General features: G+C 66.6%; 16 protein-coding genes and 1 pseudogene. 13 read left to right on the top strand and 4 right to left on the bottom strand.

Features of this window, described 5'->3' with window-relative positions; all coding sequences use genetic code 11:
• Positions 1 to 8: 8 nt before the first annotated feature.
• From ARC23_RS06130 to ARC23_RS06080, 11 genes and pseudogenes are all read left to right on the top strand, one after another.
• Positions 9 to 2,000, top strand: coding sequence for a chemotaxis protein CheA (locus ARC23_RS06130; protein ID WP_057496419.1), 1,992 nt, complete (start codon positions 9 to 11; stop codon positions 1,998 to 2,000).
• Positions 2,001 to 2,370: 370 nt separating this feature from the next.
• Entirely contained in the window at positions 2,371 to 4,620 is a 2,250-nt protein-coding gene (locus tag ARC23_RS06125; RefSeq protein WP_057496418.1) for a methyl-accepting chemotaxis protein, read from the top strand.
• A gap of 160 nt (positions 4,621 to 4,780) precedes the next feature.
• On the top strand, positions 4,781 to 5,554 hold the full coding sequence (locus ARC23_RS06120) for a flagellar brake protein (RefSeq protein ID WP_057496417.1): 774 nt from the start codon (positions 4,781 to 4,783) through the stop codon (positions 5,552 to 5,554).
• A 183-nt stretch (positions 5,555 to 5,737) separates the two neighbouring features.
• Positions 5,738 to 6,229: a chemotaxis protein CheW gene (locus ARC23_RS06115; protein ID WP_057496416.1), complete on the top strand. Its 492-nt coding sequence runs from the start codon at positions 5,738 to 5,740 to the stop codon at positions 6,227 to 6,229.
• 136 nt (positions 6,230 to 6,365) lie between these two features.
• On the top strand, positions 6,366 to 6,749 hold the full coding sequence (locus ARC23_RS06110) for a hypothetical protein (protein ID WP_057496415.1): 384 nt from the start codon (positions 6,366 to 6,368) through the stop codon (positions 6,747 to 6,749).
• A 101-nt stretch (positions 6,750 to 6,850) separates the two neighbouring features.
• Positions 6,851 to 9,065, top strand: a pseudogene (locus tag ARC23_RS06105) (methyl-accepting chemotaxis protein); the annotation flags it as partial.
• Between the two features lie 1,080 nt (positions 9,066 to 10,145).
• Entirely contained in the window at positions 10,146 to 12,416 is a 2,271-nt protein-coding gene (locus ARC23_RS06100; protein ID WP_057496413.1) for a methyl-accepting chemotaxis protein, read from the top strand.
• 37 nt (positions 12,417 to 12,453) lie between these two features.
• A complete protein-coding gene (locus ARC23_RS06095) occupies positions 12,454 to 13,323 on the top strand; it encodes a CheR family methyltransferase (RefSeq protein WP_057496412.1) in 870 nt (289 codons plus the stop codon).
• A complete protein-coding gene (cheD, locus tag ARC23_RS06090; RefSeq protein WP_008264676.1) occupies positions 13,320 to 13,916 on the top strand; it encodes a chemoreceptor glutamine deamidase CheD in 597 nt (198 codons plus the stop codon). The genes ARC23_RS06095 and cheD overlap by 4 nt, the downstream gene beginning before the upstream one ends.
• Positions 13,913 to 14,986: a protein-glutamate methylesterase/protein-glutamine glutaminase gene (locus ARC23_RS06085; RefSeq protein ID WP_152985212.1), complete on the top strand. Its 1,074-nt coding sequence runs from the start codon at positions 13,913 to 13,915 to the stop codon at positions 14,984 to 14,986. Before cheD ends, ARC23_RS06085 begins: the two co-directional genes overlap by 4 nt.
• 247 nt (positions 14,987 to 15,233) lie before the next feature.
• On the top strand, positions 15,234 to 16,043 hold the full coding sequence (locus ARC23_RS06080) for an alpha/beta fold hydrolase (RefSeq protein WP_057496411.1): 810 nt from the start codon (positions 15,234 to 15,236) through the stop codon (positions 16,041 to 16,043).
• 128 nt (positions 16,044 to 16,171) lie between these two features.
• Here the strand turns inward: ARC23_RS06080 and acnB are convergent, their stop codons facing one another.
• Genes acnB through ARC23_RS06065 form a run of 3 tightly spaced genes read right to left on the bottom strand, consistent with a single transcriptional unit; the run spans position 16,172 to position 19,436 of the window.
• The gene (gene acnB / locus ARC23_RS06075; RefSeq protein WP_057496410.1) at positions 16,172 to 18,763 is read right to left on the bottom strand and encodes a bifunctional aconitate hydratase 2/2-methylisocitrate dehydratase; all 2,592 of its coding nucleotides are present in this window, start codon (positions 18,761 to 18,763) and stop codon (positions 16,172 to 16,174) included.
• A gap of 43 nt (positions 18,764 to 18,806) precedes the next feature.
• Positions 18,807 to 19,205, bottom strand: coding sequence for a type II toxin-antitoxin system VapC family toxin (locus tag ARC23_RS06070; RefSeq protein ID WP_005416402.1), 399 nt, complete (start codon positions 19,203 to 19,205; stop codon positions 18,807 to 18,809).
• Between the two features lie 6 nt (positions 19,206 to 19,211).
• The gene (locus tag ARC23_RS06065) at positions 19,212 to 19,436 is read right to left on the bottom strand and encodes an AbrB/MazE/SpoVT family DNA-binding domain-containing protein (protein ID WP_008268694.1); all 225 of its coding nucleotides are present in this window, start codon (positions 19,434 to 19,436) and stop codon (positions 19,212 to 19,214) included.
• A 302-nt stretch (positions 19,437 to 19,738) separates the two neighbouring features.
• On the opposite strand from ARC23_RS06065, the gene acnA reads away from it, so the two are divergent.
• Positions 19,739 to 22,492 carry an aconitate hydratase AcnA gene (acnA, locus tag ARC23_RS06060; protein WP_057496409.1) on the top strand — a complete coding sequence of 918 codons (2,754 nt, stop codon included), beginning with the start codon at positions 19,739 to 19,741 and terminating at the stop codon, positions 22,490 to 22,492.
• A gap of 147 nt (positions 22,493 to 22,639) precedes the next feature.
• Here the strand turns inward: acnA and ARC23_RS06055 are convergent, their stop codons facing one another.
• Entirely contained in the window at positions 22,640 to 24,190 is a 1,551-nt protein-coding gene (locus ARC23_RS06055; protein ID WP_057496408.1) for a BCCT family transporter, read from the bottom strand.
• A 169-nt stretch (positions 24,191 to 24,359) separates the two neighbouring features.
• On the opposite strand from ARC23_RS06055, the gene betI reads away from it, so the two are divergent.
• On the top strand, positions 24,360 to 24,950 hold the full coding sequence (betI, locus tag ARC23_RS06050) for a transcriptional regulator BetI (RefSeq protein ID WP_057496407.1): 591 nt from the start codon (positions 24,360 to 24,362) through the stop codon (positions 24,948 to 24,950).
• The last annotated feature ends 30 nt before the right edge of the window (positions 24,951 to 24,980 follow it).

The following is a 24,980-nucleotide window of genomic DNA, read 5'->3' as shown; positions in this document are numbered from 1 at the left end:
CCACTGCCATGAGCATGGACCTGCAACGCTTCCACGCCACCTTCTTCGAGGAGAGCCGCGAAGGCCTCGACGCGATGGAGGCTGGCCTGCTGGCCCTGGAATCGGGGCAGCAGGACGCGGAGATCATCAACTCGGTGTTCCGCGCCGCCCACTCGATCAAGGGCGGCGCCGGCACCTTCGGCTTCGACGCGATCGCTGCACTGACCCACGTGCTGGAAACGCTGCTCGATGAGCTGCGTGCCGGCAAGCGTGCGCTGGAAGGCCACGCCGTCGACGCCATGCTGTCCTCCGTGGACGTACTGCGCGCACTGCTGCGCGAAGCCGAACACGGCCAGGCCGCCGACCCTGCCGCAGTGGCTGCGGTCAAGGCGCGCCTGGAAGCGGTCCTCTCCGGGCAGGCGGCGGCAAGCGCGCCCGCGCCGGCAGCGGCCAAGGCCGACGACACACCGGAAGCCTGGCAGATCGGCTTCACCCCGGCACCGTCGCTGTTCATGAGCGGCAACGACCCGCTGCGCATCATCCGCGAACTGGAACACCTCGGTTCGCTGCAGGTGGCCGCGCGCCTGGAACGCCTGCCGGGCTTTGCCCAGCTCGACCCACTCGAGGCCCACCTGGCCTGGGACCTGGGCCTGGTCGGCAAGGTGCCGCGCAGCAAGATCGAAGACACCTTTGCCTGGGTCTTGGACGACTGCGAGCTGGACATCCGTCCGGCCGCACCGCCGAGCCTTGCGACCCAGGCCCCCGTTGCAGCAGCCCCTTCCACACCCGCTGCCGCCGCACCGGCAACGCCTGCAACGCCCGCCGCCAGCGGCGCTGCCGGCCAGGAAGCCGAAACCTCGATCCGTGTCAGCGTCGACAAGGTCGATGCGCTGATCAACCTGGTCGGCGAACTGGTCATCACCCAGGCCATGCTCAAGCAGGTCTCGCATGCACTGGATCCGGTCCACGCCGAGAGCCTGTTCGCCGGCCTGGACCAGCTCGAGCGCAACACCCGCGACCTGCAGGAAGCGGTGATCGGCGTGCGCATGCTGCCGGTCGATGCGGTGTTCCGCCGCTTCCCGCGCCTGGTCCGCGACCTGTCCAGCCGCCTTGGCAAGCAGGTGCGCCTGCGCACCGTCGGTGAAGGCACCGAGCTGGACAAGGGCCTGATCGAGAAGATTGCCGATCCGCTGGTGCACCTGGTGCGCAATTCGATCGATCACGGCCTGGAAATGCCGGATGTGCGCCGCGGCGCGGGCAAGGACGAAACCGGCACCATCACCCTGGCCGCTTCGCACCAGGGCGGACACATCGTGATCGAAGTCAGCGATGACGGTCGCGGCTTGGATCGCAGCAAGATCCTGGCCAAGGCGCATGAACGCGGCCTGGCGGTACCGGACAACCCGACCGATTCGCAGGTCTGGGACCTGATCTTCCAGCCGGGCTTCTCCACCGCCGATGCGGTCACCGACCTGTCCGGGCGCGGCGTCGGCATGGACGTGGTCCGTCGCAACATCCAGGCGCTGGGCGGCGAGGTGCAGATCGAAAGCAGCCTCGGCGCCGGTACCCGCACGCTGATCCGCCTGCCACTGACCCTGGCCATCCTCGATGGCATGACCGTGGCCGTGGCCGGTGAGACCCTGATCCTGCCACTGGCCTATGTGCTTGAGGCGTTGCAGCCGCAAGCCGAGGACATCCGCAGCATGGCCGGCGAAGGCCGCGTACTGCGGGTCCGTGGCGAGTACCTGCCGATCCTGTCGCTGAGCGAGTACTACGGCTACGGCAACCGTGCACCCGGCAGCGAATCGCTGGTGGTGGTTGTCGAAGGCGATGGCCAGAAAATCGCGCTGGAAGTGGATGAACTGGTGGGCCAGCAGCAGGTGGTGGTGAAGAACATCGAGAACAACTACCGCCGCATCGGCGGAGTCTCGGGGGCCACCATCCTCGGCGATGGCCGCGTCGCCCTGATCGTCGACATCGGCGGCCTGGTGCGCTCGCTGCGGATGCCGCAGGCCGCCTGATCCACGCTGCATGCGTGTACCGGACCGCCGCCCTTCGGGGCGGCGGTTTTTGTTTGTGTGCTCCATTCCAGCCGGGGCCAGATCCCTTTCAGGGAAAGGGATCTGGCCCCATCCCTTCTGTGAACTCCGTCGGGGCGATGGTTTCGCGCGCAACCACGTCATCCGAGCGCAAGCCCCGCCAGGCCAGCACTTTCGCGCCGTCATCCCTACGCAACCGAATGTGATCTGCGTCCATAAAGTCCATCCGGACCGCGCCGCTATTTCGCTTTGACGGCCGTCACCGAACCCCACCGGGCACCACCGTTCGCTCTGCAACCACCCCCAAACCGGCGCACAGACGCCGGCACTCTGCCCACCTGGAGCACCCTGCATGAAGTGGTTCCAAGATCTGCCCATCGCCCGCAAGCTGGCCGTGGGGTTCACCCTCACCACCCTGATGACCCTGGTGCTCGGCGCGTTCGCCCTGCTGCGCCTGAGCGAAGCCAACGCGCAGCTGCGCGAGATGGCCGGCAACGATATCCCCTCGGTCCAGCACCTGGGCGAAGCGCGCTCCCAGCTCGGTGAGTTCCGCACCTACGAACTGGCCCAGCTGAGCATGCTCGACCAGCCGGAAAAGGTCGCCGACTACAACAAGCGCATGGACGACACCGCAAAGGCCGTGCATGACGAACTGGCGGCGTACACGGCGCTGCCGGCGCTGGACAAGGAGCGTGAGCTGTATCGCGCCGCCAGCGTGCAGCTCGATCGCTACTTCGCCGCCAACAAGGCGATGCGCGAAGCGGTTGCCGCCGGCGATGGCGCGCATGCCCAGCTGATCTCCGATGAGCAGTCACGTCCGGCGCGTCGCGACCTGTTCGCAGCAATGAAGGCACTGGGCACCCACATCGCCGGGCAGATGGACGGCAAGATCGCCGACGCCAACGCCACCCATCGCAACAGCATGATCGCCATCATCGGCTGCGTCGTACTGCTGTCGCTGGTGGCTGCCGCGCTGGCCGTGGTCATCTCCCGCGCCGTCACCGGTCCGCTCGGAAAGGCCGTGCACGCGATCCAGGCCGTCGCCCGTGGCGACCTCAGCGTCAACACCCAGGCCACCAGCAAGGACGAAGCCGGCAAGATGCTGGCCGCCACCGCCGAGATGACCGCGATGCTGCGCCGCTTCAGCGAGCAGACCCAGCTGATGGCACAGATGCATGCCGGCCCGGACATCAGCCATCGCATTCCGGAAGACTTCCCCGGCGTGTACGGCCAGCTGGCCAACGGCATCAACACCGTGATCTTCGAGCACCTCGACGCCATCGTCGATGCCATCGAGGTGCTCAACCAGTACGCCGCCGGCAACCTCGCCCCGGACGCGCGCCGCCTGCCGGGCAGCCGCGCGATCCTGCATGAATCGATGGATGCAGCCAAGGCCAGCCTGCTGGCGATCAACACCCAGATCCAGCAGCTGGCCGCCGCCGCGGCCGCAGGTGACTTCAGCCAGCGCGGTGATGCCGAGCGCTTCCAGCACGACTTCAAGCTGATGATCGAGCACCTCAATACCATGATGCAGGTGGCTGACGGCAACCTCGGCCAGCTCTCGCAGCTGCTGCAGTCGATCGCCGCCGGCGACCTGACCGCGCGCATGGAAGGCCAGTTCAACGGCGTGTTCGCCCGCATGCGCGATGACGCCAACACCACCGTCGCGCAGCTGACCCAGATCGTCGGCCAGATCCAGGCCAGCGCCTCCAGCATCACCCTGGCAGCCGGCGAGATCGCCTCCGGCAACAGCGACCTGTCGCGCCGTACCGAGCAGCAGGCCGCCAACCTGGAAGAAACCGCTGCCTCGATGGAGGAACTGACCTCCACCGTGCGCCAGAACGCCGAACACGCCCGCCAGGCCAACCAGCTCGCCATCGGCGCGCATGGCGTCGCCTCGCAGGGCGGCGAGGTGGTTGGCCAGGTGGTCACCACCATGTCGGCCATTGAAGCCTCGTCGAAGAAGATCGCCGAGATCATCAGCGTCATCGACGGCATCGCCTTCCAGACCAACATCCTGGCGCTGAACGCCGCGGTGGAAGCGGCCCGTGCCGGTGAACAGGGCCGCGGCTTTGCCGTGGTCGCCAGCGAAGTGCGCACCCTCGCCCAGCGCTCGGCCGCCGCCGCCAAGGAGATCAAGGGCCTGATCGACGATTCGGTCGGCAAGGTCGCCGAGGGCTCCAGCCTGGTCCACCAGGCCGGCAGCACCATGGGCGAGATCGTTGCCTCCGTGCAGCGGGTGACCGACATCATGGCCGAGATCTCCGCCGCCTCGCAGGAACAGAGCGCCGGCATCGAGCAGGTCAACCAGACCGTGGTGCAGATGGACGAAACCACCCAGCAGAACGCTGCGCTAGTCGAGGAAGCCACCGCCGCCGCGCGCGCGATGGAAGACCAGGCCGTGCAACTGGGTGAGGCCGTGGCGCGCTTCCGGCTTGCATCGCAGGGCACGGCGGCCATCCCGTCACGCCCGCTGGCCGCACCGGTACCGCGACAGGTGGCAGCCGCCGCACCAGCCGCAAGGCCGGCCCCGGCACGTGCGCTGCGCACGGCAACGGCCCAGCCGGCGCTGGCCGCGGAAGGCGACTGGCAGGAGTTCTGACAGAACCGCGGGGTCAGATCCCTTTCCTGCGGGAAAGGGATCTGACCCCTTACGCATGGAAAGTGATGCAAATCCCACTTCATAATCCGGTGCAGAGGCCGATATCCCCATCGAGCCTCGCGCCAACGCGTGCTGGCGCCCGCCCTTGAACCTAGATTCCATGTCCGACGGCAACGACACTGCAGTGCATGAAGTCCATGCGGCCGACGCCGCCGACGAACGATTCCTGGTTCGCAATCCCCGTCAGCTGCGCCAGCTGCTGCGCTCGCTGATCGACCAGCGTTCGTTGATCAACGCGCATATTGACGGCCGAGACCGCTCGTTCCCTACCGCACTGCTCGACCTGGACGAGGACGAGGACGTCCTGCTGCTCGATGGCAGCCCGCAGGAAGCGTCCAACCGTGCGGCCGAACAGTCCGACCACCTGCTGTGTTTCGCCCAGCTCGAACGCGTGCTGGTCCGCTTCCGCCTGCACCAGCTGCAGCGCGTGGACAACGACGGGCACGTCGCCTTCCGTGCCCCGCTGCCGGACGAACTGGTGCACCTTCAACGCCGCGAGCTGTACCGGCTGGAGACCCCGGTGACCGACTCCCCGCAGCTGCTGTTGCCGCCCGGTGCGGCCCGCGCCGAAGCCCTGTCGATGCGCGTGGTGGACATCAGTGGCGGCGGCCTGGCGGTGGTCGTGCCGAATGACTGCGCGGTGTTCGGCCTGCAGAAGCGTTACCCGGCACGGCTTTCGCTACCGGATGGGCCGGATCTGGACATCGAGCTGGTGGTCTGCAACCTGCTGCCACAGCGCCAGCCCAATGGCATCGAGGTCAAGCGCGTGGGCATGCGCTTCGACAGCCTGCCGCGCGGTGGCGACAGTGCCATCCAGCGCTACATCTTCCGCATCGACCGCCAGCGCAAGGCACGCCGCAACGGCGAGCTCTGAGGCCGTCCGACCGGTAGTGCCGGCCGCCGGCCGGCAACCCTGGAACGCATGCCGGGGTCAGATCCCTTTTCCCTGAAAAGGGATCTGATCCCATCCACGGTACCGCCCGGCGCCTAAAGTCCCCCCACGCGGGGCCGATATCGAGCCTGACACCGGGACTTCCGGCAGAACCAGGACCCCTCGATGAACGACAAGACCCGCTCCACCGCCAGCGCCGGTGGCGAATTCCTCAGCTTCACCCTCGGTGCCGAGCACTACGGCGTGGATATCCTCAAGGTGCAGGAAATCCGCGGCTACGATGCAGTGACGCGCGTGCCGGATGCGCCGGACTACATCAAGGGCGTGATCAACCTGCGCGGCACCATCGTCCCGGTCATCGACCTGCGCCTGAAGCTGCGCCTGGACAACGCCCGCTACGACGCCTTCACCGTGATGATCGTGCTGAACGTGGAAGACCGCGTGGTCGGCATCGTCGTGGACAGCGTGTCCGACGTGATCCCGCTGTCGGCCGAGCAGATCCGCCCGACGCCGGAGTTTGGCGCCGCGGTCGATACCCGCTTCATTTCCGGCATCGGCACCCATGACGACCGCATGCTCATCCTGCTGGACATCGAGACCCTGCTCGACAGCGCCGACATGGGCCAGCCCAGCGCCGTGGAAGACGTCGCCGCCTGAGCAGGCGGACCTGCTTCACGTTCTGGTCACAAAACCCTTCAGTTCCCCGCGGCCGTGCCGATAGGGGGACAGAAGCCGGCCGCGCAGGAACGCGCAGGACCGGCCCGACCGTTACCATCCCCGGAGATACCCCTCGATGAAGTCCCTGCTTGCGTTCGTCTCGGCCGCTGTCCTGGCCACCACCGCCGCCTCCGCTTTCGCGCAGTCGGCCGACATGATTCCGCCGGAACTGGCACCGCGTTCGGTCGGCAAGGACGGCATGGTCTGCGGCAAGGTTGAAAAGGCCCGTTACGCAGAAGGCTCCGAAGGCCAGCCGACCTTCCTGTACATGGGCGGCGCCTTCCCGCGTCACACCTTCTCGGCCCGCATCGCCGGCGAGAACCGCGGCAAGTTCTCCTTCCCGCTGGAAACCCTGGAAGGCAAGACCGTCTGCGTGATCGGCAAGATCCAGCGCGACGCATCGCGCGCGGAAATCGAAGTCAGCTCGCCGTCGGGCCTGAAGCTGGCCAACATCAAGTAATCCGCTGTCCGTCGAGCCACGCCGGACCTTGTACCGGCGTGGTTTCTGCTGCAACCGGGCCCGATGCCCGGACGCGTCTGCCTTAGGAGATCGCAACGCCCATGCCGTGGATCAACAACCTGAAACTGATGCCGAAGCTGATGCTGACCTTCGGCGTCATCCTGCTGGTGATGCTGCTGCAGGGCATCGTCGCCTATCGTGGCCTGCATTCGCTCAACAATGTCACCACCGAACTGGCCGGTTCACGCATGGAAAGCATCCGCATGGCCGGCGAGATGCGCGGCATGCTGGGTGAGTACCGCAATGCCGCCTACCAGCAGCTGATCCGCGCCAGCGATGACGTCAAGTCCGACGCGCGCAAGCAGGCCAGCGACCTGCGCACCAGCATGGACAAGTCGATCAAGGATTATCCCAAGCTGGTCGACAACGCACAGCAGAAGAAGCTGTTCGACACCTTCGCCAAGGAATGGAAGGACGCCCTGGCCTCCTATGACAGCGTCACCGAGATGCTGGAACTGGACCTGCCGGACGATGCCATCGACACCTTCGTCGGCGAAACCCGCACCAAGCACCGCAAGGCCGCCTCGGCGCTGGAAGCGCTGATCGCCGAAGACAACCGCCTCGCCCGCGCCTCGCGCGATGAAGCGGCCACCACCTATTCCGCCTCGGCCGTGCTGACCGTGATCGCCCTGCTGGGTGGCGCCGCGCTCGGCCTGGTGCTGGTCTGGTTGTTCGCCCGTGCCCTGGTCGGCAGCGTGCGTGGCGCCGTATCGGTGGCCAACGACGTGGCCGGCGGCAAGCTCGATGGCCACATCGATGTCAGCCGCCAGGACGAAGTGGGCGAACTGATGCAGTCCATGCAGCGCATGCAGCGCGACCTGCGCGAACGCATCGAGACAGACCAGGCCATCGCCCGCGAGAACCTGCGCATCCGCACCGCACTGGACTACAGCTCCACCGGCGTGTACCTGACCGACACCAGCAACACCATCGTCTACACCAACCGCGCCCTGCAGCAGACCCTGAGCCAGTACCAGGATGACGTGCGCCGCGACCTGCCCGACTTCGACGCCCAGGCCTCGTTGATCGGCAAGCCGGTCACCGTGCTCGAGCACCGTGGCGAGATGGACCAGACCCTGCTGGGCAACCTGAAGGCGCACGGCGTGGCCCGTCGACCGATGCAGTATGGCGATGCCCAGTTTGCCCAGGTGGTGTCGACCATCCGCAACGAAGGCGGCGACACCGTCGGCTACGTGGTGGAATGGCGTGACCGCACCCAGGAAGCGCAGGTCGAGGCCGAAGTCGCCCGCGTGATCGCCCAGGCCGCCGCCGGCGACCTGTCTGGCCGCATCGACGCCAGCGACAAGGAAGGCTTCTTCCTGCAGCTGGCCCAGCAGATCAACGGCCTGCTGGACGCCAACGCCGGCAGCATCGAACAGATTTCCGGCCTGCTCGCCGCGCTGTCGCAGGGTGACCTGACCGTACGCATGCACGGCGATTACCAGGGCGTGTTCGCCCGCATGCGCGACGATGCCAACGCCACCGCCGCGCAGCTGAGCGAGATCGTCACCCGCATCAAGCAGTCCAGCCGCGCGATCAGCTCCGCCGCTGGTGAAATCGCCTCCGGCAACAGCGACCTGTCGCGCCGCACCGAGCAGCAGGCCGCCAACCTGGAAGAAACCGCCGCCTCGATGGAGGAACTGACCTCCACCGTGCGCCAGAACGCCGAACACGCCCGCCAGGCCAACCAGCTCGCCATCGGCGCGCATGGCGTCGCCTCGCAGGGCGGCGAGGTGGTCGGCCAGGTGGTCACCACCATGTCGGCCATCGAAGCTTCGTCGAAGAAGATCGCCGAGATCATCAGCGTCATCGACGGCATCGCCTTCCAGACCAACATCCTGGCGCTGAACGCCGCAGTGGAAGCGGCCCGTGCCGGCGAACAGGGCCGCGGTTTTGCCGTGGTCGCCAGCGAAGTGCGCACCCTCGCCCAGCGCTCGGCCGCCGCCGCCAAGGAGATCAAGGGCCTGATCGACGACTCCGTCGGCAAGGTCAATGACGGGTCGGCGCTGGTGCACAAGGCCGGCGCGACCATGGGCGAGATTGTCGCCTCGGTGCAGCGCGTGACCGACATCATGGCCGAGATCTCCGCCGCCTCGCAGGAACAGAGCGCCGGCATCGAGCAGGTCAACCAGACCGTGGTGCAGATGGACGAAACCACCCAGCAGAACGCCGCGTTGGTGGAAGAAGCCACTGCTGCCGCGCGCGCGATGGAAGAACAGGCCGGCCACCTCAGCGAGGCCGTGTCGATCTTCGTGGTGGACGAAGCCGAGACGGTGGTTGTCCCGCCGCGCGCCGCTGCCCCGGCCCCGCGTGCTGCTGCACCGGCGCCGGCTCCGGCTGCCCCGCCCGCCCGCCGCACGGCAGGTGGTCGCCCGATGGCCACCGAACTGGCCGACGGCGACTGGCAGGAATTCTGATACCTGCCTGACCTGATCTGCGAGAACGCCCTGGCCGTGCGCCGGGGCGTTTTCGTTTACGGGGTATCGGGGTATCCAGCCAACGGCGAAGCCCCTCGGGGTGGGTCGGTTGAAAAGCCGGCTGCTGAGGGTTGGCCGGAAGGGTGGGTTGCGCAGGAGCCGCCGTGAATACGTCCTTGTAGGCTCGGTCGCGCCATCCATGGCGCTTACGCCCCTGCGCAACCCACCCTCCCGGCCACGGACAGTTCCCGTTGTCCCACCCCGGATTGAAGAAAAAGAACAAAAAGCAGAAGCCGGGTTGCTTCCGGGGTCAGATCCGTTTTCCAAAGGAAAACGGATCTGACCCCTCTTTCCACTTGGAAACCCAGTGCTCTTGCCGTCCGCCGTGCTTCCGGGGTCGGATCCGTTTTCCGCAGGAAAACGGATCTGACCCTTCTTTCCACTTGGAAACCCAGTGCTCGCCGTCCGCCGTGCTTCCGGGGTCGGATCCGTTTTCCACAGGAAAACGGATCTGACCCCTCTTTCCACTTGGAAACCAACGCTCTTGCCGTCCGACGCCAGGATATCGAATGGGCCGGGCCAGGGTGGGTTGGCGGGGGTGTCCGCGGCATGGATGCCGCGGCCAAGCCCCCAGGGACGGGTTTACGGCGTCCCCCGCCAACCCATCCTGGCCCGGCCCTTCTCGCAACCCCTGACCACCGACCGAGCGCCGTTGCCGTTGCCGTTGCCGTTGCTGTTGCTGTTGCTTCAAAACCAGCCTGCCGCAGGCAGCGCCGCAGCCGCCGCTGCAAGGAAACCTGAATACGTTCGAACACCCCACCTCAATCCCCCGCCCGCACGGCCGATAACGGGGTTGTCACAGTCTGTCCTGCCGTGACCGGCTCGGCGCCGCCCGCCTGCTTCAACCGGGTCCTGCTCGATGAATCTCCTGCATCGCTGGCAACACTACTTCAGCAATCTCTCCGTCCGGCGCAAGCTCAACCTGCTGACGCTGCTCATCGCGCTCGGCGTGATCGCGCTGTCAGTGATCGCCGCCCGCATGCAGTACCTGGACCTGACCGAGACCCGCAAGAGCGCGCTGAAGACCCAGGTCGAACTGAGCTACGGCATCCTGCAGCACTACCACCGCCTGGCCGGTACCGGCGAACTGAGCGAAGACGCCGCCAAGGCGGCTGCATTGCAGGCACTGGAAGTGATGCGCGCCGACAATGATGCGTACTACTTCAACCTCTACGACACCGGCTACCGACTGCTGATGCACCCGTTCCGCAAGGACCTGGTCGGCAAGGACATGAAGGACTTCCGCACCGGCGACGGCGTGCGCATCTACTACGACCAGGTTGAAGCAGCCAAGGCTGGCGGCGGCTTCGTCAGCTACCGCTGGGCCAAGCCCGGCAGCAAGGGCGAGGTCGAGAAGGTCGCCTACGCCGGCCTGTTCGCGCCCTGGAACTGGGTGGTCAGCAGCGGCGTCTACATGGACGACGTGCAGAAGCAGGCGCTGGTGTTCACCGCCATCATGGCCGTTGCCGGCGGCGTGCTGGTGCTGATCGTGCTGGCGCTGAGCTGGGTCATCGGCAACCGCATCGCGCGCCCGCTGAAGCAGGCGACCGCCGTCGCCGAAGGCATCGCCCGCGGCAAGCTGGACAGCCACATCGGCCCGCAGCCGCACGACGAGCCGGGCCGCCTGCTGGAGGCCATGTCGGGCATGCAGCAGCAGCTGCATGCGGTCATCAACGGCCAGCGCGAGATGGCCCGTCGGCACGAGGGGGGCGAGTTGAGCTACCGCATCGACGCCCACGCCTTCCCCGGTGAGTACGGCCTGATGGTGCAGGAGACCAATGCCTTGGTCGGCAGCCACGTGCAGACCCTGCACGATGTGCTGGAGGTGGTGCAGCAGTACGCGGTGGGCGATCTGAGCCGCGACATCGCGCGCTATCCGGGCGAGAAGGCCGCCATGACCACCACCGTCGATACGGTCAAGGCCAACCTCGGCCGCATCAACGCCGAGATCAAGCTGCTGGCAAGCGCCGCGGCTGCCGGCGACTTCAGCCGCCGAGGCGATGCCCAGCGCTTCGACCACGACTTCCGCCTGATGCTGGACAACCTCAACGCGATGATGGCGGTCAGCGATGACAACCTCGGCAAGCTGTCGCAGCTGCTGTCGGCCATTGCCGAGGGCGACCTGACCGCGCGCATGCACGGCGATTACCAGGGCGTGTTCGCGCGCATGCGTGATGATGCCAACGCCACCGTCGCGCAGCTGACCCAGATCGTCGGCCAGATCCAGGCCAGCGCCTCCAGCATCACCCTGGCAGCCGGCGAAATCGCCTCCGGCAACAGCGACCTGTCGCGCCGTACCGAGCAGCAGGCCGCCAACCTGGAAGAAACCGCTGCTTCGATGGAGGAACTGACCTCCACCGTGCGCCAGAACGCCGAACACGCCCGCCAGGCCAACCAGCTCGCCATCGGCGCGCATGGTGTCGCCTCGCAGGGCGGCGAGGTGGTCGGCCAGGTGGTCACCACCATGTCGGCCATCGAAGCTTCGTCGAAGAAGATCGCCGAGATCATCAGCGTCATCGACGGCATCGCCTTCCAGACCAACATCCTGGCGCTGAACGCCGCGGTGGAAGCGGCCCGTGCCGGCGAACAGGGCCGTGGCTTTGCCGTGGTCGCCAGCGAAGTGCGCACCCTCGCCCAGCGCTCGGCCGCCGCCGCCAAGGAGATCAAGGGCCTGATCGACGATTCGGTCGGCAAGGTCGCCGAGGGCTCCAGCCTGGTCCACCAGGCCGGCAGCACCATGGGCGAGATCGTTGCCTCGGTGCAGCGTGTGACCGACATCATGGCCGAGATCTCCGCCGCTTCGCAGGAACAGAGTGCCGGCATCGAGCAGGTCAACCAGACCGTGGTGCAGATGGACGAAACCACCCAGCAGAACGCTGCGCTGGTCGAGGAAGCCACCGCCGCCGCGCGCGCGATGGAAGACCAGGCCGCACAGCTGGCCGACGCGGTGGCGATATTCCGCCTCGACAACCAGGTGTCCGCTGCAGTGAAGGCTGCGGCCGCACGCGTGGAACCGCCGCGCATCGCCGCCGTGCCACGTCCACAGCCGGCCAGCACGCCCGCGCCAGCCCGTCGCAGCAGCAACGCCAGCACGTTCGTTGCCAGCGACAGCGACTGGCAGGAATTTTGAGACCCACCTGCGGTGGCTGCGGCCACCGCCCTCGCCGATGGACACGTCCCCCGTGCAAAGTCCCACCCCCATCGTCACCGGCCCGCGCGAATTCGAGTTCGCCGACCGTGATTTCCGCCGCGTCTGCGACCTGATCTACCAGCGCGTGGGCATCGCCCTCGCCCCGGCCAAGCGCGACATGGTGTATGGCCGCCTGTCGCGCCGGCTGCGCACGCTGGGCATGCGCAGCTTCCAGCAGTACCTGGACCATCTGGAACAGGACGACGGCGACGAGTGGCAGGCGTTCACCAATGCGCTGACCACCAACCTGACCTCGTTCTTCCGCGAACCACACCACTTCGACAAGCTGCGCGAGGAACTGCAGCGGCGCTCCAGCCACACCCCGCTGCTGCTGTGGTCGTGCGCGGCGTCCACCGGCGAAGAGCCTTACTCGATGGCGATCACCGCCTGCGAGGCCTTCGGCACCCTGAAACCGCCGGTACGCATCATCGCCACCGACGTCGATACCCAGGTGCTGGCCACCGCAGGCCGTGGTGTCTACAACATCGATCGCGTGACCAACCTCGATCCGGACCTGCGCCGACGCTACTTCCAGCGCGGCAGCGGCCCCAACGAGGGCCAGTGCCGCGTGCTGCCGGCGCTGCGCGAATTGATCGAGTTCCGCCCGCTGAACCTGCTCGCGCCGCGCTACGACGTCGGCGGACCATTCGATGCGCTGTTCTGCCGCAACGTGATGATCTACTTCGACAAGCCGACCCAGCGCGCCATCCTCGGTCGCCTGGTCCAGCACCTGTCCGATGATGGCCTGCTCTACACCGGGCACTCGGAGAACTACCTGCACGCTGCCGACCTGATCCAGCCCTGCGGCCGGACGCTGTATCGCCGTTCGGCAAAGGCCGGCGCATGAACGCCTCACTGCGTACCGATGATGTGATGCGCTACCAGGATGCGCGCTTCAAGACCATCGCCGCCAAGCTGCTGCCGACCCAGTACCTGGTGGTGGACGACACCACCGCGCTGACTACCACGCTGGGTTCCTGCGTGGCCGCCTGCCTGCGCGACCCGGTGCTGAAGATCGGTGGCATGAACCATTTCCTGCTGCCCGAAGGCAACGCCGGCGACGGCGCACCCGCGCGCTATGGCAGCTATGCGATGGAACTGCTGATCAACGACATGCTCAAGCGCGGCGCGCACCGCAAGCGCATCGAAGCGAAGGTGTTCGGCGGCGCCAACGTGCTCAAGGGCTTCACCAGCAACCCGGTCGGCACCCGCAACGCCGAGTTCGTGCGCCAGTACCTGCAGGCCGAGCACATCCCGATCATCGCCGAGGACCTGTGCGGCATCCATCCGCGCAAGATCTGGTTCTTCGCCGACACCGGCCGCGTGGTGGTGCAGCGCCTGCCGCATGCCCACGAAGCCGAGGTAGCCGCAACCGAATCGGCCGTGCGTGCGCGCTTGTCCAAGGCCCCGGTCACCGGTGGCGTGGAGCTGTTCGAATGACCATGGCCGGCAACGCCCCCTGCCGGGTCCTGATCGTCGACGACTCCGCCGTCGTGCGCCAGATGCTCACCGAGATCCTGTCCAGCGATCCGGCCATCGACGTGGTCGGCACCGCCGCCGACCCGCTGCTGGCGCGCGAGAAGATCAAGCGCCTGGCCCCGGACGTGATCACCCTGGACGTGGAAATGCCGCGCATGGACGGGTTGGCGTTCCTGGAAAACCTGATGCGCCTGCATCCGCTGCCGGTGGTGATGATCTCCTCGCTGACCGAACGCGGCGCCGACACCACCCTGCAGGCGCTGGCGCTGGGTGCGGTGGATTTCGTGTCCAAGCCGAAGCTGGACGTGGCGCGTGGCCTTCAGGGCTACGCCGATGAGATCATCGCCAAGGTCAAGATGGCGGCGCGCTCGCGGGTCCGCCCACTGGTGCGCGCTGCCGCGCCGAAGCTCATGCTGGACGCCGCGCCCGCGATACGCCCGGCCGCGCCGCAGTTCCGCACCACCGACCGGCTGATTGCGATCGGCTCCTCGGCCGGCGGCACTGAGGCCCTGCGCGTGGTGCTGGAAGGCATGCCGGCCGATGCGCCTGCGGTGGTGATGACCCAGCACCTGCCGGCCAGCTTCAGCAGTGCCTTTGCCGAGCGACTGGACCGGCATTCGGCGATGGCCGTGCGCGAGGCCAGCGACGGCGAAGCGGTACTGCCCGGCCATGCCTACCTGCCGCCGGGCGGCAAGCACCTGCGCATCATCCGCGACGGTGCACGCTGGCGCTGCCGGGTCGACGACGGCCCGGCGGTGAACCGCCACAAGCCGGCGGTGGACGTGCTGTTCCGCTCGGTCGCGCAGAGTGCCGGCGGCAATGCCATCGGTGCCATCCTCACCGGCATGGGTGACGACGGCGCACGCGGCCTGCTGGAGATGCGCCAGGCCGGCGCGCCAACACTGGTGCAGGACGAGGCCAGCAGCGTGGTGTGGGGCATGCCCGGCGCCGCGTTCAAGCTTGGCGCGGCCGAGGAACAGGTGCCGCTGGAGCGGATCGCCGAGCGGTTGCTCGCCCTCGCCCGCAGCTGATCGGGCAACTGGAGAGCCGAGCCCACGCTCGGCTTCGAACCCGGCTGGACACAACCAACAAGAAGCGTCGCATTCAACCCGTTCGATCCGGCAATGCCGTCGGACATCAACGTTCCAATAATGTCGATTCCGCATCTATATGGCGTAATCGCCCCCATCCGCACTGAGACGGGTCCTCGTCGATCCGTCGCACTGGACGTGCTTTCCGTGCGCGCTCAGCGTGAGGCTCCCTCCACGGAGACTTCTCTTGCCCGTCCTCACCCACCACGATATTGGCAGCGGTTTTCCCATTGTTCTCGGAGGCAGCTATCTCTGGAACCGCAACATGTGGGAACCCCAGATCGAGCTGCTATCACGTCGCTATCGCCTGATCATCCCGGAGCTGCCCGGCCACGACAACGATCTGCCACTGTCCGCCGCCTTGACCACACCCGCGTGCCTGGCACGTGACGTCGGTCGATTGCTCGATTCACTGGGTATCCGGCAATGCGCGGTGGCCGGACTGTCGGTCGGCGGCATGTGGGCGGCAGAACTGGCACTGCAGCGTCCCGAGCAGATCCGTTCACTGATCCTGATGGACACCTTCCTCGGCGCGGAACCCGAAGCATCCCGTCAACGCTACTTTGGCATGCTCGACATGATTGAACGCCTCGGGTACATCCCCGAAGCCATGGCCGAGCAGATCGTGCCCCTGTTCTTCCGTCCCGGCATCGCTGGCGACGACCCGATCCGGATGCGGTTCCTGCAACGACTGCTGTCCTGGCGCCGCGAGCGGCTCCTGAACGCGGTGGTGCCGCTTGGCCGGCTGATCTTCGGCCGCCCGGACCGGCTGTTGGCGTTGAAGGATCTTGACCCGGAAACAACGCTGATCCTGAGCGGAGAGCAGGATCTGCCGCGCCCGCTGACTGAGGCGCAGCAGATGGCCAGGATAATCGGATGCCGCCTGCAGTCGATCCCCGATGCAGGCCATGTTGCCACTCTGGAGAATCCGGCCTTCGTCAGCGTCCAGCTCGATGCGTGGCTGCAGCGCTCACTCTCGCTGGCACCGTCCTGCTGACGCGCAGGCAGGGGAAACAGCAGCCGAGCATGGCCTCGGTGCCATACGCCATCACACACAAAAAACCCCCGGCCTTCACCGGGGGTTCTTCATTTCAACGGGATGCCGGCCAGTGGCCGGCACTCCCCTCAGGCGGCGACCGTGCTGGCCACGTCCTGGTATTCCTCGATCTGGTCGAAGTTCATGTAGCGGTAGATCTCCGCGCCATTGGCGTTGATCACGCCGATGTCCGCCATGTACTCCTCCTTGGTCGGGATACGGCCCAGGCGCGAGCAGATCGCCGCCAGTTCCGCCGAGCCCAGGTACACGTTGGTGTTGCGGCCCAGGCGGTTCGGGAAGTTGCGGGTCGAGGTCGACATCGCGGTGGAGCCTTCGCGGATCTGCGCCTGGTTGCCCATGCACAGCGAGCAGCCCGGCATTTCCATGCGGGCGCCGGTGGCACCGAAGGTGCCGTACACGCCTTCCTTGGTCAGCTCCGAGGCGTCCATCTTGGTCGGCGGGGCCACCCACAGGCGGGTCGGCAGGTCACGCTTGCCTTCCAGCAGCTTGGCAGCCGCGCGGAAGTGACCGATGTTGGTCATGCACGAACCGATGAACACTTCGTCGATCTTGGCGCCGGCCACTTCGGACAGGGTCTTCACGTCGTCCGGATCGTTCGGGCAGGCCACGATCGGCTCGTGGATGTCGGCCAGGTCGATCTCGATGACGGCGGCGTACTCGGCGTCGGCATCCGGCTCCAGCAGCTGCGGGTTGGCCAGCCACGCTTCCATCTTCTCGATGCGGCGCTGCAGCGAACGCGGGTCCTGGTAACCCTCGGCAATCATCCACTTCAGCAGGGTGATGTTGCTGGTCAGGTACTCGATGATCGGTTCCTTGTTCAGGCGCACCGAGCAACCGGCCGCCGAACGCTCGGCCGAGGCGTCGGACAGCTCGAACGCCTGTTCGACCTTCAGCTCCGGCAGGCCTTCGATTTCCAGGATGCGGCCGGAGAAGATGTTCTTCTTGCCCGCCTTGGCTACGGTCAGCAGGCCCGACTTGATCGCGTACAGCGGGATCGCATTGACCAGGTCACGCAGGGTCACGCCCGGCTGCATCTTGCCCTTGAAGCGCACCAGCACCGACTCCGGCATGTCCAGCGGCATCACGCCGGTGGCCGCGGCGAAGGCGACCAGGCCCGAGCCGGCCGGGAACGAAATGCCCACCGGGAAACGGGTGTGCGAGTCGCCACCGGTGCCGACGGTGTCCGGCAGCAGCATGCGGTTGAGCCAGCTGTGGATCACGCCGTCGCCCGGGCGCAGCGAAACGCCGCCACGGGTGGAGATGAACTCCGGCAGGGTGTGGTGGGTCTTGACGTCCACCGGCTTCGGGTAGGCGGCGGTGTGGCAGAACGACTGCATCACCAGGTCGGCCGAGAAGCCCAGGCAGGCCAGGTCCTTCAGCTCGTCACGGGTCATCGGGCCAGTGGTGTCCTGCGAGCCGACCGAGGTCATCTTCGGTTCGCAGTACGTGCCCGGGCGCATACCCTGGCCTTCCGGCAGGCCACAGGCGCGGCCGACCATCTTCTGCGCCAGCGAGAAGCCCTTGCCGGTATCGGCCGGCTGCACCGGCAGGCGGAACAGGTCGGTCGGGGCCAGGCCCAGCGCTTCGCGCGCCTTGCCGGTCAGGCCACGGCCGATGATCAGCGGAATGCGGCCACCGGCACGCACTTCGTCGAACAGCACGTCGGACTTGACCTGGAACTCGGCGATCACTTCACCGTTCTTCAGCGCCTTGCCTTCGTACGGACGCAGCTCGACCACATCGCCGTGCTCCATCTTCGACACGTCCAGCTCGATCGGCAGTGCGCCGGCATCTTCCATGGTGTTGTAGAAGATCGGGGCAATCTTCGAACCCAGGCAGACGCCACCGGCGCGCTTGTTCGGGATGAACGGAATGTCATCGCCGGTCCACCACAGCACGCTGTTGGTGGCCGACTTGCGCGAGGAGCCGGTACCGACCACGTCGCCGACATAGGCGACCAGGTGGCCCTTGTCCTTCAAGTCGAGGATCTGCTGGATCGGGCCGCGCTTGCCGTCTTCTTCCGGGGTGAACGGCGCATCGTCGCGCTTGTTCTTCAGCATCGCCAGCGCGTGCATCGGGATGTCCGGGCGGGTGGTTGCGTCCGGGGCCGGCGACAGGTCGTCGGTGTTGGTTTCGCCCGGCACCTTGAACACGGTGACGGTCAGGCTCTGCGGCACTTCCGGGTTGCTGGTGAACCACTCGGCGTCGGCCCAGCTCTGCAGCACGGCCTGGGCGTTGGCGTTGCCGGCCTTGGCCTTTTCCTGCACATCGTGGAAGGCATCGAACACCAGCAGGGTCTTCTTCAGGCCGTTGGCAGCGATGGTGCCGACGCTGGCGTCGTCCAGCAGCTGCACCAGCGGGGCCACGTTGTAACCGCCAAGCATGGTGCCCAGCAGTTCGGTGGCGCGCTCGCGGCTGATCAGCGGGTTCTGCTCGCTGCCCAGGGCGATCGCGGCCAGGTATGAAGCCTTGACCTTGGCTGCGTCATCGACGCCGGCCGGCACGCGGTGGGTCAGCAGGTCGAGCAGGAACTCGGCCTCGCCCTGCGGCGGGTTCTTCAGCAGTTCGATGACATCGGCCGTCTGCTGCGCGCTCAGCGGCAGCGGCGGGATGCCAAGCGCAGCGCGCTCGGCGACGTGGTGGCGGTAGGCTTCCAACATGACAACTCCCGGGTAATGCGTAGGTTGAAATAACAAAGTGGGCTCAGGCGTGCGGCACGATCAGCTTCAGGCCCTTGAAGTAGTCGCGGTAAAACGTGTCGTTCCAGGTGATCAGGCCATCGCACTGCAGCAGTGCGTGGGCGCCGACCATGAATTCGTCCAGGCTGCGCCGGCTGCCGCCGCGCTGGCGATGGCGGCGGTGCATCTCGCCGGCGCGCAGCGCCGACTTGGCTTCCATCGGGTTGAAGTGCACGCCCATTTCTTCCAGCGCTTCGAGCACTTCGGCGCCGCCGCGCAGCGATGCGCAGACCTCGGCCAGGGTCGCGCCGCAGACCACCACGCGGCCACCGACCAGGCTCTGCCGCAGGATGGCTTCCACCGCATCGGCCTGCGGACCATTGCTGAGCAGTTCGACCAGCACCGGCGAATCGACGGCGATCATCACGGATCAGTCCTCGTCGCGCACCGAACGCACGGCGGCGTCGGACGATTCGAAGCCGTCCAGCGCGAACTTGCCGCGCGCCCGTGAAATGGCATCGTCAACACTCTTGCGCAGGATGATGCGGCTGCCGTCCAGCTCGACCTTCAGCAGCGTGCCCTTGGTCAGGCCGAGGGCATCACGCACCGCCTTGGGCAGGGTGATCTGTCCGCGTTCTGCAACAGTGGCTTCCATCGGTAGGCCCTCCAGAGTATGCACAAATTATACATACTTCCCCGGGCATACTTCCACCCTGAACCGGACCGGCGACCCGCCACCCCTTGCCACGCAAAGGATCGGCCACAAACGTGACATACGCCATACACCCTCCCCTGTAGTCTGGAACCGATGCCGCAGGCCGGACCCGGCCCCGGGTGAATCCATTCAGTTTCGGGTTCATACTGGAACCTCCGGGGCCACCAGGCCCGCGGCGACCGCAAGCAGGCCCGCCCATGCGCGGGCCACTGCAAGCCATCCGCAAGAAGGAGTTACCCCGCATGAGCGATTCGTTCTCCACCCGCAGCCAGCTGAACGTCGGCGGCAGGACCTACGACTACTTCAGCCTGCCCGCGCTGGGCCAGCGCTTCGATATCTCCCACCTGCCCTACTCGATGAAGATCCTGCTGGAGAACCTGCTCCGGCACGAGGATGGTGGCATCACTGTCGGCAAGGACCACATCGAGGCCGTGGCCCGCTGGAACCCGGCCGCCGAGCCGGACACCGAAATCGCCTTCATGCCGGCGCGCGTGGTCCTGCAGGACTTCACCGGCGTGCCCTGCGTGGTCGACCTGGCCGCGATGCGCGATGCGGTGGTCAAGCTCGGCGGCTCGCCTGAGCAGATCAACCCGCAGATCCCCTCCGAACTGGTCATCGACCACTCGGTACAGGTCGATGTGTTCGGCAAGCCCGACGCGCTGGACCTCAACGGCAAGATCGAATTCCAGCGCAACCAGGAACGCTACGGCTTCCTGCGCTGGGGCCAGAAGGCCTTCGACAACTTCAAGGTGGTGCCGCCCAACACCGGCATCGTCCACCAGGTGAACCTGGAAAACCTGGCCCGCGTGGTGATGACCGCGCAGAAGGATGGCAAGGACATTGCCTACCCCGACACCGTGTTCGGTACCGACAGCCATACCACCATGATCAACGGCATCGGCGTGCTCGGCTGGGGCGTGGGTGGCATCGAAGCCGAGGCCGCCATGCTCGGCCAGCCATCGTCGATGCTGATCCCGCAGGTCGTCGGCTTCAAGCTGACCGGCAAGCTGCCCGAAGGCGCCACCGCCACCGACCTGGTGCTGACCGTCACCCAGATGCTGCGCAAGCTGGGCGTGGTCGGCAAGTTCGTCGAGTTCTACGGTGACGGCCTGCAGCACCTGCCGCTGGCCGACCGCGCCACCATCGGCAACATGGCCCCGGAATACGGCGCCACCTGCGGCATCTTCCCGATCGACGCCGAGTCGTTGAACTACCTGCGCCTGTCCGGCCGCAGCGAAGAGCAGATCGATCTGGTCGAGGCCTATGCCAAGGCGCAGGGCCTGTGGCACGAGCCGGGCAGCGCACACGCCCAGTACAGCACCACGCTGGAACTGGACATGGCCACGGTGAAGCCGTCGCTGGCCGGCCCGAAGCGTCCGCAGGACCGCGTCCTGCTGGAAGACGTGCAGAAGAACTATCGCGAAGCACTGGTCGGCATGACCGCCAACCGCGACAAGCGCAGCGAGGATGTTGCCACCTTCGTCAACGAAGGCGGCGGCGCTGCGGTCGGCAACGAGCAGCTGGCCAAGGGCTTTGCCGACATCGAGATCGAAGGCCGCAAGGTGCGGCTGAAAGATGGCGCGGTGGTGATCGCGGCCATTACCTCCTGCACCAACACCTCCAACCCGGCAGTGATGATCGGCGCCGGCCTGCTGGCCCGCAACGCGGCCGCCAAGGGCCTGAACCGGCAGCCGTGGGTGAAGACCTCGCTCGGCCCAGGCTCGCGCGTGGTCACCGATTACCTGGAAAAGGCCGGCGTGCTGAAGGAGCTGGAGAAGATCGGCTTCTACGTGGTCGGCTACGGCTGCACCACCTGTATCGGCAACTCCGGCCCGCTGCCGACCGAAGTCAGCGCCGGCATCGCCACCGGCGATCTGGTGGTTACCTCGGTGCTGTCAGGCAACCGCAACTTCGAGGGCCGCGTGCATCCCGAAGTGAAGATGAACTATCTGGCCAGCCCGCCGCTGGTAGTGGCCTATGCCATCGCCGGCACCACCGACATCGACCTGACCACCCAGCCGCTGGGTACCGGCAGTGATGGCCAGCCGGTGTTCCTGCGCGACATCTGGCCGAGCAACAAGGAAATCGGCGATGTCATCGCCGCCACCATCGGCCCGGAGATGTTCAAGCAGAACTACGCCGACGTGTTCAAGGGTGACACCCGCTGGAACACCATCGCCTCGCCGGACGGCAATCTGTACGAGTGGAGCGACGCCTCCACCTACATCAAGAACCCGCCGTACTTCGATGGCATGACCATGCAGACCGGCAGCATCGACGACGTGCACGGTGCACGCGTGATGGGCCTGTTCGGCGATTCGATCACCACCGACCACATCTCCCCGGCCGGCAACATCAAGAAGGACTCGCCGGCAGGCCGCTTCCTGCAGGAGCGCGGCGTGCAGCCGGCCGACTTCAACAGCTACGGCAGCCGCCGCGGCAACGATGACGTGATGGTCCGCGGTACCTTCGCCAACATCCGCATCAAGAACCTGATGTTCGGTGGCGAGGAAGGTGGCAACACCCTGTACTACCCGGCCGGCGGTGGCCAGCCGGAGAAGCTGGCGATCTACGATGCGGCCATGAAGTACAAGGCCGACAAGGTGCCGCTGGTAGTGCTGGCCGGCAAGGAATATGGCACCGGCTCGTCGCGCGACTGGGCGGCCAAGGGCACCCTGCTGCTGGGGGTGAAGGCGGTCATCGCCGAAAGCTTCGAGCGCATCCACCGCTCCAACCTGGTCGGCATGGGCGTGCTGCCGCTGCAGTTCCGCAACGGCGAGAACGCGCAGTCCCTGGGCCTGGACGGCTCGGAGGTGATCGACATCACCGGCCTGCAGGACGGTGCCAGCAAGCGCGCTACGGTCACCGCGACCAAGGCCGACGGCACGAAGAAGACCTTCGAGGTCTCGGTTATGCTGCTGACCCCGAAGGAAGTCGAGTACTTCCGTCATGGCGGCCTGCTGCAGTACGTGCTGCGCCAGCTGGCAGCCAAGTAACGGCGCGGTTGCGCCCGATTGAGGAAAGGGCCGGATCCTTGCGGATCCGGCCCTTTGCGTTTGCGATGCCCCCTGTAGAGCCGAGCCTGCGCTCGGCTGCTTCTGCGCCAACAGCAGCCGAGCATGGGCTCGGCTCTACACAAGCACTCAGCGGCGGGGTGCGTCCGGGTCGGTGCGCAGCGCCTTCAGCAGGCCCCACATGTAGAACGCCAGGGTGAACGAGAACGGCAGGCCGCACAGCACCACCGCCGTCTGCATCGCACTGAAATTGCCAGCCAGCAGCAGGCCGACGCTGGCCACGGTAATGCCGGCCGCCCAGAACACGCGCAGCCAGATCGGCGCGTCATGGCCGTCTTCGACGCCATCGTCAACGCGACGGGTGCACAGGTTGGCGATCATCAGCGTGCCCGAATCGACCGGGGTCAGGAACAGCACGAAGCCGATCACCACCGCAGCACCGGCCACGTACGGCGCGGCGGGCAGGTACTCCAGCAGCTTGAACAGCGTCATCGCCGCATCGTACTGGGCCACGTCGCCCAGGATCGCCTGGCCGTGGTTGAGCACCAGGTCGATGGCGGTGTTGCCGAAGATCGACAGCCAGGCCAGGGTGAAGCCGAGCGGGATCAGCAGCACGCCCATGATCACTTCGCGGATGGTGCGGCCGCGCGAGATGCGCGCCACGAAAAGGCCGACGAACGGCGCCCAGGCGATCCACCAGGCCCAGTAGAACAGCGTCCACGACCCCATCCACTCTCGGCCCTTGGGGTCGTTGAGGTACATGTCGAAGCTCTTGCGCACGAACGCGCCGAGGTAATCGCCGGTGTTCTGGATCAGGCCATCGAACAGGTGCAGGGTCGGGCCGGTGACCAGCACGAACAGCAGCAGCCCGCACAGCAGGCGCACGTTGAGGTTGGACAGCCAGGCAATGCCCTTTTCCACGCCTGCCACCACGCCGATGGTGGCCACCACCATCATCACCAGCACGATCGCCACCAGCACCTGCGGCGTATCCGGGATGTGGAACAGGTAGACCAGGCCGGACTGCACCACCAACGCACCGATACCGAGGTTGGTCACCATCGAGATCAGCGTGGCCAGGATGCCGAAGCCATCGACCATGTCGCCGATGCGGCCGTGGATGCGCTCACCGAAGATCGGATACAGCGCCGAGCGCAGCGCCAGCGGCAGGTCGCGGCGGTACGCGAAATAGCCGAGTGCCACGCCGACCAGCGCGTACAGCGCCCAGCCGTGCAGGCCCCAATGCAGGAAGGTCAGCACCATCGCTTCGCGGCCGGCGGCTACGGTCCCGCCGGGCTGCCCGGGCGGGTGCAGGAAATGGTCCAGCGGCTCGTAGGCGCCGTAGTACAGCAGCGCGATGCCGATGCCGGCCGAGAACAGCATCGACACCCAGGCGACGTAGCTGAAAGCCGGTGACTCCTCGTTGTGGCCCAGGCGGATGCGGCCATACGGCGAGAACGCCAGCCACAGCACGAAGCCCAGGCACAGCACGATCAGCAGCATGTACCACCAGCCGAACGCCGCCGAGACCTCGGCCTGCGCCCATTGCAGCCAGTGCTCGCTGCCTTCGGGATAGAGAACGGTGAGCAGCCCGAGGATGCCGATCGACACCGAGGAGCTGAAGAAGACAAAACGGTTCAAGCGCAGGGGCGAACGCTTGGGATGAGCCAGGGAAGACATGGGGTCGTCTCATCAGTCCGGGGGAGCACATGGGCGGGGCCGGACCGGTAAACCGGGCCCATGGCGTGGGGCGCGAGCGCATCCTAGGGTTTATTGATTGAACGTTCAATCAATAAAAAGCATAATGGTGGGCAGCCCGATCCTTCGGGTCGCAATCCGTGGAGAGACAATGCCGAAGAAAGGCGTGGAACCGGTACGGCGCGAGCAGCTGATCCGGGCCACTTTCCAGACCATCGACGAGATCGGCATGGCCGATGCGACCGTCGCCACCATCGCGAAGAAGGCCGGGCTGTCCAGCGGCATCGTCGCCCACTACTTTGGCGACAAGGACGGCCTGCTCAATGCTGCAATGCGGCAGATCCTGCGTGAACTGAAGGACGCGGTCGCCCGTTACCGCGCCGAGGCCGGCGATGAGCCGCGCGACCAGTTGCGCGCCATCGTCGACGGCAACTTCGATGACAGCCAGATCAACGGTACCGCCATGCGCGTCTGGCTCACCTTCTGGGCCGCGAGCATGCACCAGCCGGAACTGGCCCGGCTGCAGCGCGCCAACGACCAGCGCCTGTTCTCCAACCTGTGCCACCAGTTCAACCGCCTGCTGCCACACCCGCAGGCCCGCCTGGCCGCCCGCGGCCTGGCCGCGATGATCGACGGCCTGTGGCTGCGCGGCAGCCTGGTCGGCGGCCAGTTCAATGCCGAGAAGTCCCGGCGCATCGCTTACGGCTACATCGACTTCCAGTTGCAGGCTGTCGCGCTATAAGCGCTTCAGCACCCGCCCCCTTCCAAGGAG

Source organism: Stenotrophomonas beteli, assembly GCF_001431665.1.
GTDB lineage: Bacteria > Pseudomonadota > Gammaproteobacteria > Xanthomonadales > Xanthomonadaceae > Stenotrophomonas > Stenotrophomonas beteli.
The sequence above is the reverse complement of the archived record's forward strand: the minus strand, read 5'-3'. Positions and strand labels throughout refer to the sequence as shown.